Raw genomic sequence first — 17,047 nt, forward strand, 5'->3', positions numbered from 1 at the left:
CTCTATGGCGGCTATGGCTACATGGCCGAATACGGCATCGGCCGCGCCTGGGCCGACGCGCGCGCCCTGCGCCTGTTCGGCGGCACCAGTGAAATCATGCGGGAAATCATCGGCCGCGGCTTCGCCTGAAGCCGCGTGGCGTCAGACGCGCGCGGCCATCCAGGCGTCCATCAACGCGCGGGCCTCCGGCGTGTCGCCGATGACCCAAGGGTCGAGGGTGAATGCCACGATGCGCTTGGCGCCGTAGCCGCGGGCCACGTCCCATTGCTGCCTGACCCGGTTGAAATCGGCCGAGCGCGCCTTGAACGTGGTGCCGTCCGTCTTGCCCGACGGCAATTCCTCGAACAGCTCCATGACCAGGTCGAACGCGGCGCGGCGCTTGAGCAACATGTCGTGCAGCGGCTCCAGCGCCTGGTAGTTGGCCAGGCCCGCCACGCCCACGCCGTCCTGGATCATCGGATGGATGCGCACTTCGTCCAGCACCCGTGACCACAGTTGCATCAACGAGCCGGTGCCGCCGAGCCGGCTATGGTAGGTCGAGACCGACGGGATGCGATGGCAGCTGGCCAGCGAGGCGCGGGTGAAAGCGTCCAGCCATGGCACCAGCAGCGCCTGGCGCTCCGGCCGGGCCCAGTTGTACTGCTCCAGTTCGTACGGCACATACCAGCCGCGGAAATTGCGGCGCTCGGGCCAGGCGGCCGCGCGCATGTAGGCAACGCCGCGATCGCGGGTGTGGTCAAGGTAGGCCGCCAGCGCCGCGTCGTCGGGCGCGGCCAGCATGTTCCACCAGCGCTGATCGTAGGGCAGGCCCACATGCACGCCCAGGCCGCTACGGTCGGCTTCGTCGAAGATGGCATCCAGCATCGACCGCGGCGCCATCCAGTCATCCGGCCGGCCGCCTTCCAGGCCGACCCATTGCAGGAAAATCTCGCGGCAACCCAGCCGCCGGTAGGTGGCAATACGGCGCCGCCATTCATCGCGCGTCAGGTCGAGATGGCTGAGCCACAGTTGCAGAAAGGTCGCGTTCAGCGAGATCGGCGGCGCGCAGGCCGCCAGGGGCGCAAGCGCGCCCAGCGCCGCCGCCTGCAGCAGGCGGCGGCGCGCCAGCGATTGAAGCCGCGGGCGCGTCAGGGAAAGGCCCCTTGCCGGATCAGCCGCGATTGCCGAACAGGCCGGACAGCGAAGCCAGCAGGTCGGTCGGATTGAAGGACTGGCCCGGCTCGACGGCGCCCTCGGGCGTGGCCTTGTCGACCAGCTGCGGCAGCAGCGCGGACAGCGAGCCCAGCACCGAACCGGTGTCCTGCCCGGTCTTGGCGGCCAGTTCGTTGACCACGCCGGGATCCAGCACCCGGCCAAGCTGATCGGCGCTGACCGGCAGGTTCTGGCCCTTGCCGATCCATGACGCGACGATTTCACCCAGGCCGCCCTGCTGGAAGCTGGCGATCAGGCCGGACAGGCCGCCGGGGTATTTGTTCAGTTGTTCGATCAAGGCCGGCAGCAACGAGGCCGAGCCCCCTTGCTGACCGCCGCCAGCCATCGAGGCCAGGGTATCCAATAGACTCATCGCCGTGCTCCAGGAAAATCGGAAATCCAGTATAGGCCCATGACGCCGCGCATTCCGTCATCCAAAGGATACCGGCCCCGATCTTTGCAAAACTTGTCCTTTGGCGCGCCGGCCGCGCCTCAGGCCGCCTCGCGCAGGGCCCGCAGCGCCTTCTGACCGGCGCGGCCATCGGCCGGCAGGCCCAGGGCGCGCTGCGCCGCCCGCAGCGCCTCGCGCGTGCGTTCGCCGATCATGCCATCGGGTTCGCCCAATTCATAGCCACGGGCAATCAGCAGCCGTTGCAATTCGCGCCGCTCGGCCCGCGACAGGCCGGGATCGTCCGTCGGCCAGGCCTGCGCCAGCGGCCCGCCGCCGCGCAGGCGGTCCGACAGGTGCGCGATCGCCAGGGCGTAGCTCTCGGCCGCGTTGTACGAGTACAGCGCATCGAAGTTGCGCGTCACCAGGAAGGCCGGCCCCGTGGGCCCGGCAGGCAACAACAGGCCTGCCGGGGTCTCTCCCGGCGGCAACGGCGTCCCGTCGACCCGCGTCACGCCCTGGCCGCGCCAGGACGACAGCGGCCGCTTGTTCTTGCGCCCGGCGCCGGCCGTGGCCAGGCCCGCGGGCAGCCTGACCTCATAGCCCCAGTCCAGGCCGCTGTTCCAGCCGGCCCGCTTGAGGAAATTGGCCGTGGACGCCAGCGCGTCCGGCACGCTGTCGATCAGGTCGCGGCGGCCGTCGCCGTCGAAATCCACCGCCAGCCGCAGGTAGGTCGACGGCATGAACTGGGTCTGGCCAAAGGCGCCCGCCCAGGACCCCTTGAGCTTGTCCGGGTCGATGTGCTCGTCCTGGATGATCTTGAGCGTGGCGTAGAACTCGCCGCGGAAGTACGCCTGCCGGCGGCCGAAGCACGACAGCGTCGACAGCGACGTCAGCAGCGGCCGGCCGCCCAGTGTGCGGCCGTAATTGCTCTCGACGCCCCACACCGCCGCGATGGTGGCGGGATCCACGCCATAGCGCGATGCGGCGCGATCGAGTTCGGCACGCCAGCGCGCGATACCTTCCTTGCCGTCGGCGACGCGCTCGTCGTCGACCAGCGCCGCCATGTAGTCCCAGATCGGCGTCTTGAATTCCGGCTGGGCGTCCAGCAGGCCGATCACGGCCATGTCGGGCGCCAGGTTGGCGGTGTGCGTGGCGAAAGTGGCGCCGGACACGCCGGCCTTGGCCGCGGGCGCGCGCAGGCCGGCCAGGCAGGTCGCGAACGCGTCGGCGGCCTGCGCGGAAGTGGACAGCGTCAGCGCCAGGGCGGCCAGCGACGCGGTGTAGCGGATTATCATGTCGAGGGAGTTCCCGTGGAAGCGTCGGCCGGGTCGCCCTGCAGGCGCCGCTGCCAGTCTTCGACCTGGCCCAGCCGGGCGCGCTTCTCGAACAGCGCGCGCCAGTTGGGCGACAACGCCGGCAGCGCCGCCAGCTCGACCAGCGTCGGCAGGTCCAGCACCCGGCGGTTGAGAATGTCCTGGATGCGGGCCAGCGACCACTGTGGATGGGGGCGGTCGCGCAGCGACAGCGTATCGCCCGGCGCCAGCCAACCCTCGCGCAGCACGCGGTAGTACCAGCCAGTCTTGCCGCTGGCCTGCACCTGGGCCGACATGCCCGGGTGCGCGAAACGGTGGTTCAGCTTCCAGCATGGCTGGCGTGCCTGGGATACCTGTATCAGCGCCCCGCCCACCGCGTACGTGTCGCCCACGCAGACATCTTGTTCGGTCATGCCGTGAGTGGAGAGATTTTCGCCGAACGCGCCCGGGGCGCGCAGCACGGCGCGTTCGCCCAGTTCCCGCAGCCATGCGGGATAGTGCTCGCGGGCATAGTGATGCAGCGCCTTCTCCGGGCCGCCGTGAAAGCGGCGGTCAGCCTGTTCGTCGCCGCGCAACCCCTCCAGGCCGAGCCACAACGGCCCTTCGACCGGATGCTTGTCGATGCCGCTGTCGCGGCCGGAATCCCCCAGCGGGCGCACCGCCCCCGCCAGCAGCGCGTCGATCACGATTTCCATGCCGTCATCCTCGATCCGCCTGCAGGGCAGCCAGTTCGGCCTCGTCGAAACCCGCGGCGCGGCGCGCCGCCAGGTTGAAGGGGCCGCGCAAGCGCGGCGCGTTGTAGCGGCTGGCCAGTTCGGCGTAACAGGCGACCGGCTCCCTGCCCTGCCGCGCGCACAGCAGCTTGTACCAATGATTGCCGATCGCCACGTGGCCGATCTCGTCGCGCAGGATGATGTCGACGATGGCCGCGCTGCGCGCGTCGCCGGCGCCCGCCAGCTTGTTGCGGATCAGTGGCGAGGCGTCCAGCCCGCGCGCCTCCAGCGTGCGCGGGACCAGCGCCAACCGGGCCAGCAGGTCGTCGCGGGTACGTTCGGCCATTTCCCACAGCCCGTCATGGCCGGGAAAATCGCCGTAGGCGTAGCCCAGGTCGGCCAGGCGCTGGTTCAGCAGCTCGAAGTGGGTGGCCTCTTCGCGCGCCACGCGCAGCCAGTCGCGGTAGAAGGCGTCCGGCATGCCGGCGAAACGCCAGAGGATGTCCAGCGCCAAGTTGACCGCGTTGAATTCGATATGCGCCAGGGCGTGCAGCAGCGCCGCGCGGCCCTCGAGCGTGGCCATGGAACGCTGCGGCACCTCGGACGGCGACACCAGCACGGGCACGGCGGGCCGCCCCGGCAGCGCGCCATGGGCAACGTAGTGGCGCGCGCAATCCAGCGGCGCCTGGTCGCCGATGGCGCGCACCCGCGCCAGCTTGTCGGCCCAGCCGACGGCGGCCAGCGCCTCCAGCGCCGCCGCCCGCAGGCAAGCCATGCCGCCTGTGCGAGGTTCATTGCCGCCCGGGGCGGCGATTGAATTGCTATCCATGAAAATTTCCGCCGCGAAACGGCTCGGGGCCGCACGCAAGACCATGACCATACGCAATAACCCTGCGCGCTCATCAGGTGCCGCGCACCGCGCGCCAGTGAAGACTTTATCATTCGTGCATGGATTCGCCGCTACGCCTGACCATCGAGACCGACCTGTCCCGCGTCGACGCCCGCCAGTGGGACGCCCTGGCAGGCGACCAGCCGTTCCTGCGGCATGCCTTCCTGCATGCGCTGCACGACAGCGGCTGCGCCGCGCCGCGCACCGGCTGGTCGCCGCACTACCTGATGCTGTGGCGCGGCGATGCGCTGGCGGGCGCCGTGCCGCTCTACCTGAAATCGCATTCGCGCGGCGAGTACGTGTTCGACTACGCCTGGGCCGACGCCTTCGAGCGCCACGGCCTGCGCTACTACCCCAAGCTGCTGGCGGCGGTGCCGTTCACCCCGGTCTCGGGCCCGCGCCTGCTGGCCGCCAGCGACGAGGACCGCGACACGCTGGTGCGCGGGCTGGTCGCCTTCGCCGAGGAAATCCAGGTGCCGTCGCTGCACCTGCTGTTTCCGGCCGCGGACGACCTGCGCGCCCTGCGCGAGGCCGGCTTCATGGTGCGCGAAAGCGTGCAGTTCCACTGGACCAATCCGGGCTACGCCGACTTCGACGCCTTCCTGGCCACCATGAGCCACGACAAGCGCAAGAAGATCCGCCAGGACCGCAAGAAGGTGGCGCAGGCCGGGCTGGCGTTCCGCTGGCTACGCGGCGCGCAGATCGACGCCGCCGAACTGGATTTCTTCCACCAGTGCTATTGCCACACCTACTTCAACCACGGCAATCCGCCGTACCTGAGCCGCGAATTCTTCCTGCGCGCCTACCGTGACCAGCCCGACGCCTTCGTGCTCATCCTGGCCGAGCGCGACGGCCAGCCGGTGGCGGCGGCCCTGAACCTGGCGGGCGGCGACACGCTGTACGGAAGGTATTGGGGCGCGACGGAATACGTGCCGGGGCTGCACTTCGAAACCTGCTATATGCAGGCCATCGCCTATTGCATCGCCCACGGCATGGCGCGTTTCGAGGGCGGCGCGCAAGGCGAGCACAAGATGGCGCGCGGTTTGCTGCCCACGCCCACCTGGTCGGCGCACTGGGTCGCCGATCCGCGCTTCGCGGCCGCGATCCAGCACTTTCTCGATGAGGAAACCGCCGCGGTCGACGACTACCTGGGCGAACTCGAGGCCCACACGCCGTTCAAGCGCGCGGCGGCGGATTGACCGCTCAGAGGAAGCGGTCCAGCAGTTTGCGGCTGTGCTTGTCGAGCGACAGGATGTCGCGCACCAGGTAGAAGATGCCGTGGCTGTCGGCAATCAGCAGCGTCTGCGGGTTCAGGCGCCGGATGTCCTCCTCGCCGCGCAGCGTGAAACTGGTGGGGCCCTTGTCGGTCTCCACCTTCCAGAGGCTGGGCGTGGCGAAGGTGGACACGCTGGCCAGCTTGCGGATCTCGGGCATGAATTCCCGCCCAGCCAGTTCCTCTTCGATCAGGGCGCGTTCGGCGGCGGGCACGTCGGCCAGCCGCTCGATCCACAGCAGTTCGCGGCCTTCGCCTGTCACCAGCGACAATCCGCGATCGGCCTCGCTGATCGGAAAGGCCCGCACCGGAATCACGCCTTCGTGCGCGACGCCGTCGGCGCCCTGGAACACCAAACGCCCGAACGCGTTGCGTCGCAGCTGGAAAACGGGAAGCGTCATGACGGTTATCTCGCTCAGGCCACGGCGGCCATGTCTTCGCTGCCGGAGGCCTGCGCGTCGGCCTCGTTCTGGCGCGCCTGCGCCTGGTACAGCCGGTAGTAGGCGCCTTCACGCGCCATCAGTTCCTCGTGCGGGCCCTGCTCCACGATCTGGCCGCGGTCCAGCACCACCAGCCGGTCGGCCTTGCGCAAGGTGCTCAGGCGGTGGGCGATGGCGATGGTGGTGCGCCCGCGCACCAGATTGTCGAGCGCCTTCTGGATTTCCTTCTCGGTGGTGGTGTCCACCGACGACGTGGCTTCGTCCAGGATCAGGATGCGCGGATCGATCAGCAGCGCGCGCGCGATCGAGATGCGCTGGCGCTCGCCGCCGGACAGCGCCTGGCCGCGTTCGCCGACCAGCGAATCGTAGCCATGCGGCAGCCGCAGGATGAATTCATGGGCATGGGCGGCGCGGGCCGCCGCCACGATCTCGTCGCGGGTGGCGTCCGGCTTGCCGTAGGCGATGTTCTCGGCGATGGTGCCAAAGAACAGGAAGGGTTCCTGCAGCACCAGCCCGATGTTGCGGCGATAGTCGGCCACCCGCACCGAACGGATGTCGGCGCCGTCCACCAGGATCGCGCCTTCCGACACATCATAGAAGCGGCAGATCAGGTTGATCAGGGTGCTCTTGCCCGAGCCGCTGTGGCCCACCAGGCCGATCATCTCGCCGGGCGCGATGCTCAGGTCCAGGCCGCGGATGACCTGGCGGTTGCCGTAGCGGAAACCGACGTCGCGCAATTCGATGCGGCCGTTGATCTGCGGCAGCTTGGCCGGGTTCTGCGGCTCCGGCACGCTCGACACGTGATCCAGGATGTCGAAGATGCGCTTGGCGCCGGCGGCCGCCTTCTGCGTCACCGACACGATGCGGCTCATCGAGTCCAGCCGCGTGTAGAAGCGCCCGATGTACGCCAGGAAGGCCGCCAGCACGCCCACCGTGATCTGCTTCTGCGACACCTGCCAGATGCCGAAGATCCACACCACCAGCAGGCCGACCTCGGTCAGCAAGGTGACCGTGGGCGAGAACAGCGACCAGGTGGTGTTGACGCGGTCGTTCACCTCCAGGTTGCGGTTGTTGGCCTCGCGGAAACGCGCCACTTCGCGCTTTTCCTGGGCAAAGGCCTTGACCACGCGGATGCCGGGAATGGTGTCGGCCAGCACGTTGGTGATCTCCGACCAGATGCGATCGACTTTCTCGAAGCCATGGCGCAGGCGGTCGCGCACCGCGTGGATCATCCAGATGATGAACGGCAGCGGCACCAGCGTGACCAGCGCCAGCCACGGATTGATCGACACCAGGATCGCCGCGGTCATGGTGATCATCAGGATGTCGTTGGCGAAGTCCAGCAGGTGCAGCGACAGGAACACGCAGATGCGGTCGGTCTCGCTGCCGATGCGGGAAATCAGGTCGCCGGTGCGCTTGCCGCCGAAATACTCCAGCGACAGCTGCTGCAGGTGCTCATAAGTGGTGGTGCGCAGGTCGGCGCCGATGCGCTCGCTGACCCAGGCCAGGATGTAGGTGCGGGCCCAGCCCAGGCCCCACGCCAGGATGGCGGATCCAAGCAGTCCGCCCAGGTACAGGCGCACCTTGCCATAGTCGATCGGCGCGCCGTTCTGGAACGGGATCAGCACGTCGTCCATCAGCGGCATGGTCAGGTACGGCGGCACCAGGGTCGCCGCGGTGCCCAGCAGGGTCAGCAGGAAACCGGCCAGCAACGGCAGGCGGTATGGCCGCGCGAAACGCCACAGGCGCAGCAGCGCCCAGGTGGTGGATGGGGATGCCTGTTCCTGGTTGCAGGTGGGGCATTCGTCCTGGCCGGCGGGAATGACGTTATTGCAGATGGTGCACTGGCGTTCGCCCGGCGCCGCCTCCTGGTGGCCGGACAGGCGGATGGCCTGCTGCGCCTCGAACTGGCCCAGCAGCCGCAGCGCGGCCGGGTTGCAGGCCAGGGTGAAGCGCCAGACGCCCAGGCGGGCGCTGTCGTCGTGCAATTCCAGCACGGCGGCGCCGGCGTGGTCGGAAAGATTCAGGGACAGTTGAGGGCCATAGGGCCAGGCTTCCCAGCCGGTATCGGCGGGATTGCGGGCGATCAGGCGGCGGTCGGTCACCGCGACCAGGCCCGGACGGAACTTCAGGCGCTGGTCCAGGTCTATTTCGAGCCAGGCCAGCAGGGTTTCGCCCTCCGCCAGTTCTGCGCGGAATTCATCCCGCCAGCGGGCAGGAAAGGCTTCGGCTAGGCCGGAAAGCAGGTGTGTTTTTTTCATTGGAACGCATACCGGGCCAGGACTCTGCCCTACAAGGCGGCGACGGCATCCCAACCCCGGGTTGGAAACGTGTCCCTTCCTTACAACACAACGAGTTCACGCCTTTGAAGGCGTCGTATAGTATCAGCCGATTTTTCTAATTAGGAATATCTGGGATCCCCCACTCGTTGGCATTATTCTTAAGGCGCAACCCCAATAAATTCGCGGTCTTGCATAGGGGCGTCCGCGCGTGCCAACCTGCTTCTCAAGTAAATTAAAACATGAAAAAGAAAGACATTGAATTTCTCGATGTCGTGGCTTTGCGCGGCCCGAACATTTGGACGTACCGTCCGGTACTTGAGGCGTGGGTGGACATCGGCGAGCTGGAGGACTACCCCTCCAACACGATCCCCGGCTTCTACGAGCGGCTGACCGCCTGGCTGCCTACCCTGATCGAGCACCGCTGCAGCCCGGGCGTGCGCGGCGGCTTCCTGTCGCGCGTCAAGGAAGGCACCTGGCCCGGCCACATTCTCGAGCATGTCACCCTGGAATTGCAGAACCTCGCCGGCCTGCGCGGCGGTTTCGGCAAGGCCCGTGAAACCTCCACCCGCGGCGTCTACAAGGTCGTCGTGCGCGCCTGGCAGGAACAGGTCACCCGCACCGCCCTGAACGAAGGCCGCGACCTGGTCATGGCCGCCATCGAAGACCGCCCGTTCGATGTGGACGCCGCCGTGGCGCGCCTGCGCCGGCTGGTCGACAAGCACTGCCTGGGTCCCAGCACCGCCTGCATCGTCGATGCCGCCGACGACCGCGACATCCCCTACATCCGCCTGTTCGAGGGCAACCTGGTGCAGTTCGGCTACGGCTCGCGCCAGCGCCGCATCTGGACGGCCGAGACCGACCGCACCAGCGCCATCGCCGAAGGCATTTCGCGCGACAAGGACCTGACCAAGGAACTGCTCTCGACCTGCGGCGTGCCGGTGCCGGAAGGCCGGCTGGTCGACAGCGAGGACGACGCCTGGTCAGCCGCCGAGGACATCGGCCTGCCGGTGGTGGTCAAGCCGTACGACGGCAACCACGGCCGCGGCGTCTTCACCAACCTGACCACCCGCGAAGAAGTGGTTTCCGCCTACCGCGTCGCGGTCGACGAAGGCAGCGGCGTCATCGTCGAACGCTTCGTGCTGGGCAACGAACACCGCCTGCTGGTGGTCGGCAACCGCATGGTGGCCGCCGCCGCGGGCGAGCCGGCCTGGGTCACGGGCGACGGCAAATCCACCATCACCGAACTGATCGACAGCCAGATCAACACCGACCCGCGCCGCGGCCGCACCGAAAACCACCCGCTCAACCCGGTGCGGCTGGATTCGGCCGCGCGCCTCGAGATCGCCCGCCAGGGCCTGTCCGAAGACAGCGTGCCGGCCGATGGCCAGCGCGTGCTGGTGCAGCGCAGCGGCAACGTCGCCTTCGACGTCACCGACCGCGTGCACCCCAGCGTCGCCGCCACCGTGACCCTGGCGGCCCGCGTGGTCGGCCTGGACATCGCCGGCGTCGACCTGGTGGCCGAGGACATCTCACGTCCGCTGGACGAACAGCGCGGCGCCATCGTCGAAGTCAACGCCGGCCCCGGCTTGCTGATGCACCTGAAGCCGGCCGACGGCGCCCCGCGCCCGGTCGGCCGCGCCATCGTCGATCACCTGTTTCCCGAAGGCGACGCCGGCCGCATCCCCATCGTCGGCGTCACCGGCACCAACGGCAAGACCGTGGTCGCGCGCCTGGTCGCGCGCCTCCTGCACCTGTCGGGCAAGCGCACCGGCCTGGCCTGCAGCGAAGGCCTGTACCTGGACCGCCGCCTGGTGCAGAAAGGCGACCGCGCCGACTTCGCCTCCGGCACGCGCGTGCTGATGAACCGCAACGTCGATGCCGCCGTCATCGAGAACGACAGCGGCGTGATCCTCGGCCAGGGCCTGGCCTACGACCGCTGCCAGGTCGGCGTGGTCACCAACATCGACGACGCCGACCATCTCGGCGACTTCGACATCAATGAAACGGAACGCATGTTCAACGTGTTCCGCACCCAGGTCGACGTGGTGCTGCCGACGGGCGCCGCCGTGCTCAACGCGCGCGATCCGCGCGTGGTGGAAATGGCCGAGCTGTCCGACGGCGCCGTGATCTTCTTCGGCATCGATCCCGCCCTGCCCGCCATCACCGCCCACCTGCAACAGGACGGCCGCGCCGTGTTCGTGCGCGACGGCGGCATCGTGCTCGCCCAGGGCGCCCACGAAGAGCGCCTGGCCGACGTCGCCGCGATTCCGCTCACCCATGGCGGCCGCGTCGCCTTCCAGGTCGAGAACGTGCTGGCCGCCGTCGGCGCCGCGTGGGCGCTCGACATTCCGGTCGAACTGATCCGCGCCGGCATCGAGACCTTCGACATCGACCAGGCCGACGCGCCCTGGCAGTTCACGCTGTTCGAGCGCAACGGCAGCACCGTGGTGGTGGACGACGTCCACAACGCCTCCGCGCTGCGCCCGCTCATCGCCGCCATCGACCAATTCCCGTCGACCACGCGCGCCGCCGTCTATTCGGCCGGCGCCGACCGCCGCGACGCGGACCTGATCGAGCAGGGCAGGCTGCTGGGCGACGCCTTCGACCGCGTGGTGCTGTACGACGACGCCACCGTCACCAGCAAGCGTCCCGCCGGCCAGGCGCGCGCGCTGCTGCGCCAGGGACTGGAACAAGGCAGCCGCGTAAAGCAGATCATCGACGAGCCGGACCACGGCAAGGCCATCGAGAGCCAGCTGTCCGGCATCGCCGCGGGCGACTTCGTGCTGCTGCAATCCGACGAAGCCTTCTCCGGCCCCACCATCGATCTCGTCCGCCGCTGGATCCAGCAACACTGACATCATCGCGCGCGCCACGGCCATCGCCGCCGGCGCGCGCAAGCTAGACAGGAATACCTGCCATGGAAGTTTCCCGTATCCGAGCGCTGCGCGGCCCCAACCTGTGGAGCAAGAACACGGCGATCGAAGCCATCGTGTCGTGCGCCGACGCCGAATGCTCCATCGACAACCTGCCCGATTTCGAAGCGCGCCTGCGCGCGCGGCTACCGCAGACCGGCCTGCTGCGTCCCGAGGGCCACCAGGGCGCCGTCTCGATCGCGCACGTGCTGCAGATCGTCGCCCTGACGCTGCAGGCCTACGCCGGCTGCCCCGTCACCTTCGGCCGCACCTCATCCACCATCGAGCCCGGCGTGTTCCAGGTGGTGGTGGAATACAGCGAGGAAGAAGTCGGCCGCCTGGCCATGGACCTGGCGCAGCAGCTGGTGCAGGCGGCGCTGGACGATGCGCCGTTCGACCTGGCCGACGCCCTCAAGCGCCTGCGCGAGCTGGACGAGGACGTGCGCCTGGGCCCCAGCACCGGCTCCATCGTCAACGCCGCCACCGCCCGCAACATTCCCTACCGCCGCCTGACGCAAGGCAGCATGGTGCAGTTCGGCTGGGGCAGCAAGCAGCGCCGCATCCAGGCCGCCGAAACCGACCTGACCAGCGCCATCTCCGAATCGATCGCGCAGGACAAGGACCTGACCAAGATGCTGCTGGACGCGGCCGGCGTGCCCGTGCCGCTGGGCCGCTCGGTCACCACGGCCGAAGACGCCTGGGCCGCGGCCCAGGAGCTGGGCGGCCCGGTGGTGGTCAAGCCGCGCGACGGCAGCCAGGGCCGCGGCGTGGCGGTCAACATCGAGACGCGCGAGCGCGTGATCCAGGCTTTCGAAGTGGCCGAGGAGATCAGCTCCGAAGTCATCGTCGAGCGCTACATCCCCGGCCACGACTTCCGCCTGCTGGTGGTGGGCGGCGCGCTGGTCGCGGCCTCGCGCCGCGATCCGCCGCAGGTGACCGGCGACGGCGTGCACACCATCCGCCAACTGGTCGACCAGGTCAACGCCGACCCGCTGCGCGGCGACGGCCACGCCACGTCGCTCACCAAGATCCGCTTCGACGACATCGCGCTGGCCACGCTGAAAAAGCAGGGCTTCGACGCCGATTCGGTGCCCGCCCCGGGCACACTGATCTTCCTGCGCAACAACGCCAACCTCAGCACCGGCGGCTCGGCCACCGACGTGACCGACGAAGTGCACCCCGAGATGGCGGCGCGCGCGGTCTCCGCGGCCCGCATGATCGGCCTGGACATCTGCGGCGTCGACGTGGTGGCCGAAAGCGTGCACTACCCGCTCGAAGACCAGAACGGCGGCGTGGTGGAAGTGAACGCCGCGCCCGGCCTGCGCATGCACCTGAACCCCTCCTTCGGCAAGGGCCGCGCCGTGGGCGAAGCCATCATCGCCAACATGTACGCCGATGGCGACGACGGCCGCATCCCGGTGGTGGCGGTGGCCGGCACCAACGGCAAGACCACCACGGTGCGCCTGACCGCCCACATCCTGGGCACGGCCGGCAACCGCGTCGGCATGACCAACTCCGACGGCGTCTACGTCGACAACCTGCGCATCGACACCGGCGACTGCAGCGGTCCGCGCAGCGCCCGCAGCGTGCTGATGCACCCGGACGTCGACGCCGCCGTATTCGAGACCGCGCGCGGCGGCATCCTGCGCGAAGGCCTGGCCTTCGACCGCTGCAACGTCGCCATCGTCACCAACATCGGCATGGGCGATCACCTCGGGCTGGGCTACATCAGCACCGTCGAAGACCTGGCCGTGGTCAAGCGCGTGATCGTGCAGCACGTACATCCGAGCGGCACCGCCGTGCTCAACGCCGCCGATCCCATCGTCGCGGAAATGGCCTCCAGTTGCCCCGGCTCGATCACCTACTTCGCCGAGGACCGCAACCACCCGGTGATGGCCACGCACCGCGCCCAGGGCCTGCGCGTGGTCTACCGCGACGGCGACGCCATCGTCGCGGCCCAGGGCGGCGAGGAAACCCGCTTCCCGCTGGCCGAGATTCCGCTCACGCGCAACGGCACCATCGTGTTCCAGGTCGAAAACGCCATGGCCTCGATCGCCGCGGCCTGGGCGCTGGGCCTGGACTGGAGCATCGTGCGCCGCGGCCTGGCGACTTTCGTCAACGACGCCCAGACCGCGCCCGGCCGCTTCAACGTGTTCGACTATCGCGGCGCCACCGTGATCGCGGACTACGGCCACAACCCGGATGCCATCCTGGCGCTGGTGCGCGCCGTCGACGCCATGCCGGCCAAGCGCCGCTCGGTGGTCATCAGCGGCGCCGGCGACCGCCGCGACGAAGACATCCGCATGCAGACCGAGATCCTGGGCGAAGCCTTCGACGACGTGCTGCTGTACCAGGATCAATGCCAGCGCGGCCGCGCCGACGGCGAGGTGCTGGCCCTGTTGCAGCAAGGCCTGGTCAACGCCAGCCGTACTCGCCACATCGAGGAGATCCACGGCGAGTTCCTGGCCATCGACACGGCGTTGGCGCGCCTGAACGCCGGCGACCTGTGCCTGATCCTGGTGGACCAGGTGGAAGAAGCGCTGGCGCACATCGCCCAACGCATCCGCGAAGCCTGATCCCGGTCGCGGGACCGAATGAAAACGGGGCGCCTTGTGCGCCCCGTTTTCATTGCCCGGCCCTTCAGCCGCGGGCCGATAGGTCGGGCGCCGCCGCCTGGTACCGGTCCGTCACGTGGGTGCAACCGAGCGCCGCCATCGCGGCCAGCGCCAGCAGGATCGTGCCAAGGAATCGTTGCGTCATGCATGTCCTCTCTGTGTGAAGGGGGCCCGGCCACGCGGGCAGCAAACCCGTGCGTGGAACCTGCCCCAAATATACCGGTGCCCCGGCCACCCGGCCAGCCTCGGATGGCCCGCCTGCCGGCCTCAATTGCCGTCCCGCCCGAGGCGCGGGTCGGGCAGGCCTGCGTCGGGTAGGGCTCCGTTACCTGCCCTGCTCAAAACGGCTCAAGACGTTGCTCAGATGTAACTTCCCCTCCTGGTGCGCCTGCGCTACCTGCCGTCGAAAGACGCGCGCTTTGCCCCGTCCCCCGCCGTTACATTTGCCCACAGCGTCCTTTGACAGGGCTCGCGGACGGCCTGTACCTTGAACTCAAGCTGATCAGTGTCCAACTCAACCGCGAATGCACAAGCTTATCGGCCATAAGCCGCCGCATCCGCCACAACGAAGAGAGGTCACCATGAATAACGACATCATCGCTGGCAAGTGGAAGCAACTTACCGGTAAGGCCAAAGCGGCCTGGGGTGAACTCACCGACGACGAGTTGACCCGTACGGAAGGCAACGCCGAGCGCCTCGCTGGCCTGATCCAGGAGCGCTACGGCAAGACCAAGGAACAGGCGGAAAAGGAAGTGCGCGATTTCTTTGATCGCAACCCCTGATCCCCACGCCACCAGGAGAAGCTGACATGTTGCACTACGCCGTAGTTTTTTTCGTTATTGCGATCATCGCGGCTGTCCTGGGCTTCGGCGGCATTGCCGCCGGCGCCGCGGGCATCGCCAAGATCCTGTTCTTCGTCTTCCTGGTTCTGGCGCTGCTGTCCATCCTGGGCGGCGCATTCCGCAAGAAATAGAAGAACATCGCACCCCGAGAATTTTCGCTTAGCCGTTGCGTCCCGAACGCGCTGAACCACACACAAGGAGCACCACTATGGAAATTCGCAAGCTGATCGCCGCCGCCGCACTGGGTACGGGCGCTGTCTTCACTTCCATGGCCTTTGCCGCCAATGACGGCAAGCCCAAGCAATCCGTGGGCGAATACGCCTCCGACGCGACCGTGACCACCAAGGTCAAGGCCGCCTTTGTGGCCGACAAGCAACTGAGCGCGCTGGACATCGCCGTTGAAACCACCGATGGCGTGGCCAAACTGACCGGCACCGTCGGCACCGCCGCCGAAGCCGACCACGCCGCCACCGTCGCCCGCGGTGTCGAGGGCGTGAAGCAGGTTATGAACAACATCAAGGTCGACCCGGCCAAGAACAAGAAGTAACCCGCCGGGCCTTGATGGCCATCCAATGAAAAACCGGCGCCTGTGTGTGAGCACAGGCGCCGGTTTTTCATTGGGCGCGGGATCGCGGCAGCCCGAAGGGCGCGCCAGACCGCTTTGCCGCCAGCGCTACCGCGGCCCGCCTGACAGGCACAGCCCGTTCATGCCGGACCCGCGCGAACACTCAGACGTCCACCGTGCCGCGCCCGATCTCCAACGCGCGGCCGCCCACCTGGATGCGGCCATCGACCTGCACGTCCAGCAGCAACCGGCAAGGACGGCCCATCTGGTCGCCCTGCTCCACCAGGAAACTGGCGGGCAGCGCGTGCTGCCGATGCCGCAGCCAGCCCCCCAGGTTGGCGCAGGCCGAGCCGGTGCCGGCATCTTCCTGCACCCCGCCGCCGGGCTTGGCATAGAAATAACGCGTCACCACGACGTCGCGCCCGTCCTGCCGGCGATTCGGGTCGAAGGCGAACAGATAGCAGACCTTGCGCCCCAGGCTGTTGGCCTGCCAGCGCTCCAGCTGCGAAGCATCCGGATGCGCGCGCCGCAACGCGTCGACGTTCTTGAGCGGCACCAGTAGCTGGTCCGCGCCCGTGTCCACCCAGATCGGATCATCCGCCAGGTCGTCCAGGTCCAGCCCCATCAGTCCGGCAATATCAGCGGCCGGCAGCGTCGGCGCCGCCGTGCGCACGCCATTCGGGCAAGGCGCGGTGAAAGTCCAGGCGTCACCCTGCGCGGTGACCGGCACGACGCCGGCCTTGAATTCCAATGTCAATGCATCGCCACGCTTGAGCAGGTCGCGCACCACCTGCGACGTGCCGATGGTCGGATGGCCCGCGAAACCCATCTCGAAGCCGGGGGTGAAGATGCGCACCCGCGCATCGGCCACGTCGGACGGCAGGATGAAAGTGGTTTCGGAAAGATTGAACTGCGCCGCCAGCTCGCGCATGGTGGCATCGTCCATACCACGCGCGTCTTCGAATACACAGAGGGGATTGCCGGTGAAGGTGCTGGAGGCGAAGACGTTGAGAAGACGGAATGCGTAGGTGGCCATGGGCTGGAGGGAGGTTGCCGTGGGGAGGAAGGCCATTACTTTATCGCAACGGGCCGGCCAAGAGACGCTCCCAGTGCTGCCGGGTCCCATCGCTTTTTAGGCGTAGGCGTATATGAATAGCATCCATCCTACGACACCGTAAAAACGCCCTCTCAAGCAGCCAGCAACTTTCATTTCCTATTGCTCCAAGCCAAGCCGGAGAAATCGCAATTCCTACATGAACATGTTTATTTAATAAAAGTCATCCTCCAATTGCCCCTCATATTTCAAAATTCCCAAGAATTTTCCATAGGCATTTTCATCCCGCTCAAGCAGATCATCCAACAATCGTTCCTTTACTAGAGCCCAGTGAAGAACACCTGGAATCCCACTACCGTCTTTACAATAAATCAATTCGAAATTCAACGCGGCATCCACCACACCAACTTCGGAAAGATCATATACACACAATCCACCATAATTTCTCGGAAACCCCAAACACAGAGTTTTATTACTTACCCAATAAATGGCAAACACGTTAATAATTTCACCATCCGATATTTTGACTTTCACCTGCCCCACCTTTCATGGAATCTTTCAAGTCGC

General features: G+C 67.5%; 16 protein-coding genes. 7 read left to right on the forward strand and 9 right to left on the reverse strand.

Features of this window, described 5'->3' with window-relative positions:
- Positions 1-129: acyl-CoA dehydrogenase family protein (locus DK459_RS30175; protein WP_255412928.1), on the forward strand; the 129-nt coding region annotated here is incomplete at its 5' end.
- 12 nt (positions 130-141) lie between these two features.
- On the opposite strand, the gene DK459_RS30180 is transcribed toward DK459_RS30175, so the two are convergent.
- From DK459_RS30180 to DK459_RS30200, 5 genes are all read right to left on the reverse strand, one after another.
- Positions 142-1,203, reverse strand: a complete 1,062-nt coding sequence (locus DK459_RS30180) for a DUF4434 domain-containing protein (RefSeq protein WP_227740251.1) — start codon at positions 1,201-1,203, stop codon at positions 142-144.
- Positions 1,151-1,564, reverse strand: coding sequence for a YidB family protein (locus DK459_RS30185; RefSeq protein ID WP_006384432.1), 414 nt, complete (start codon positions 1,562-1,564; stop codon positions 1,151-1,153). Before DK459_RS30185 ends, DK459_RS30180 begins: the two co-directional genes overlap by 53 nt.
- 119 nt (positions 1,565-1,683) lie before the next feature.
- Positions 1,684-2,877, reverse strand: a complete 1,194-nt coding sequence (locus DK459_RS30190) for a lytic murein transglycosylase (protein WP_070540300.1) — start codon at positions 2,875-2,877, stop codon at positions 1,684-1,686.
- The gene (locus DK459_RS30195) at positions 2,874-3,590 is read right to left on the reverse strand and encodes an MOSC domain-containing protein (RefSeq protein WP_110135235.1); all 717 of its coding nucleotides are present in this window, start codon (positions 3,588-3,590) and stop codon (positions 2,874-2,876) included. The genes DK459_RS30190 and DK459_RS30195 overlap by 4 nt, the downstream gene beginning before the upstream one ends.
- Positions 3,591-3,594: 4 nt before the next feature.
- Positions 3,595-4,437, reverse strand: coding sequence for a ferritin-like domain-containing protein (locus tag DK459_RS30200; RefSeq protein WP_020924612.1), 843 nt, complete (start codon positions 4,435-4,437; stop codon positions 3,595-3,597).
- 119 nt (positions 4,438-4,556) lie between these two features.
- Here DK459_RS30200 and DK459_RS30205 point away from each other — a divergent pair, with 119 nt between their 5' ends.
- Positions 4,557-5,696 carry a GNAT family N-acetyltransferase gene (locus tag DK459_RS30205; protein ID WP_110135236.1) on the forward strand — a complete coding sequence of 380 codons (1,140 nt, stop codon included), beginning with the start codon at positions 4,557-4,559 and terminating at the stop codon, positions 5,694-5,696.
- Between the two features lie 4 nt (positions 5,697-5,700).
- Here DK459_RS30205 and DK459_RS30210 read toward each other — a convergent pair whose 3' ends face one another.
- Together DK459_RS30210 and DK459_RS30215 are read right to left on the reverse strand one after the other, a co-directional pair.
- Entirely contained in the window at positions 5,701-6,171 is a 471-nt protein-coding gene (locus DK459_RS30210; RefSeq protein WP_054499373.1) for a DUF1854 domain-containing protein, read from the reverse strand.
- Positions 6,172-6,185: 14 nt separating this feature from the next.
- On the reverse strand, positions 6,186-8,471 hold the full coding sequence (locus tag DK459_RS30215; RefSeq protein ID WP_020924614.1) for an ABC transporter ATP-binding protein: 2,286 nt from the start codon (positions 8,469-8,471) through the stop codon (positions 6,186-6,188).
- Between the two features lie 260 nt (positions 8,472-8,731).
- On the opposite strand from DK459_RS30215, the gene cphA (DK459_RS30220) reads away from it, so the two are divergent.
- The 5 genes from cphA (DK459_RS30220) to DK459_RS30240 all read left to right on the forward strand — a co-directional run bounded on the left by cphA (DK459_RS30220) (position 8,732) and on the right by DK459_RS30240 (position 15,408).
- The gene (gene cphA, locus DK459_RS30220) at positions 8,732-11,347 is read left to right on the forward strand and encodes a cyanophycin synthetase (RefSeq protein WP_110135237.1); all 2,616 of its coding nucleotides are present in this window, start codon (positions 8,732-8,734) and stop codon (positions 11,345-11,347) included.
- Positions 11,348-11,409: 62 nt separating this feature from the next.
- Positions 11,410-13,980 (forward strand): cyanophycin synthetase, encoded by a 2,571-nt coding sequence (gene cphA / locus DK459_RS30225; protein WP_006389414.1) that lies wholly within the window; start codon positions 11,410-11,412, stop codon positions 13,978-13,980.
- A gap of 620 nt (positions 13,981-14,600) precedes the next feature.
- The gene (locus tag DK459_RS30230) at positions 14,601-14,801 is read left to right on the forward strand and encodes a CsbD family protein (RefSeq protein WP_006389412.1); all 201 of its coding nucleotides are present in this window, start codon (positions 14,601-14,603) and stop codon (positions 14,799-14,801) included.
- 26 nt (positions 14,802-14,827) lie between these two features.
- Complete coding sequence (locus tag DK459_RS30235) at positions 14,828-14,992, forward strand: DUF1328 domain-containing protein (protein ID WP_006389411.1); 165 nt, start codon at positions 14,828-14,830, stop codon at positions 14,990-14,992.
- 77 nt (positions 14,993-15,069) lie between these two features.
- The gene (locus tag DK459_RS30240; RefSeq protein ID WP_006389410.1) at positions 15,070-15,408 is read left to right on the forward strand and encodes a BON domain-containing protein; all 339 of its coding nucleotides are present in this window, start codon (positions 15,070-15,072) and stop codon (positions 15,406-15,408) included.
- Positions 15,409-15,589: 181 nt separating this feature from the next.
- On the opposite strand, the gene DK459_RS30245 is transcribed toward DK459_RS30240, so the two are convergent.
- Together DK459_RS30245 and DK459_RS30250 are read right to left on the reverse strand one after the other, a co-directional pair.
- The gene (locus tag DK459_RS30245; RefSeq protein ID WP_006389409.1) at positions 15,590-16,462 is read right to left on the reverse strand and encodes a PhzF family phenazine biosynthesis protein; all 873 of its coding nucleotides are present in this window, start codon (positions 16,460-16,462) and stop codon (positions 15,590-15,592) included.
- Positions 16,463-16,693: 231 nt separating this feature from the next.
- Positions 16,694-17,014: a hypothetical protein gene (locus DK459_RS30250; RefSeq protein WP_081089663.1), complete on the reverse strand. Its 321-nt coding sequence runs from the start codon at positions 17,012-17,014 to the stop codon at positions 16,694-16,696.
- Positions 17,015-17,047: the final 33 nt, after the last annotated feature.

The sequence above is a fragment of the Achromobacter sp. RW408 genome, assembly GCF_003184165.1.
Taxonomy (GTDB): domain Bacteria; phylum Pseudomonadota; class Gammaproteobacteria; order Burkholderiales; family Burkholderiaceae_B; genus Achromobacter; species Achromobacter xylosoxidans.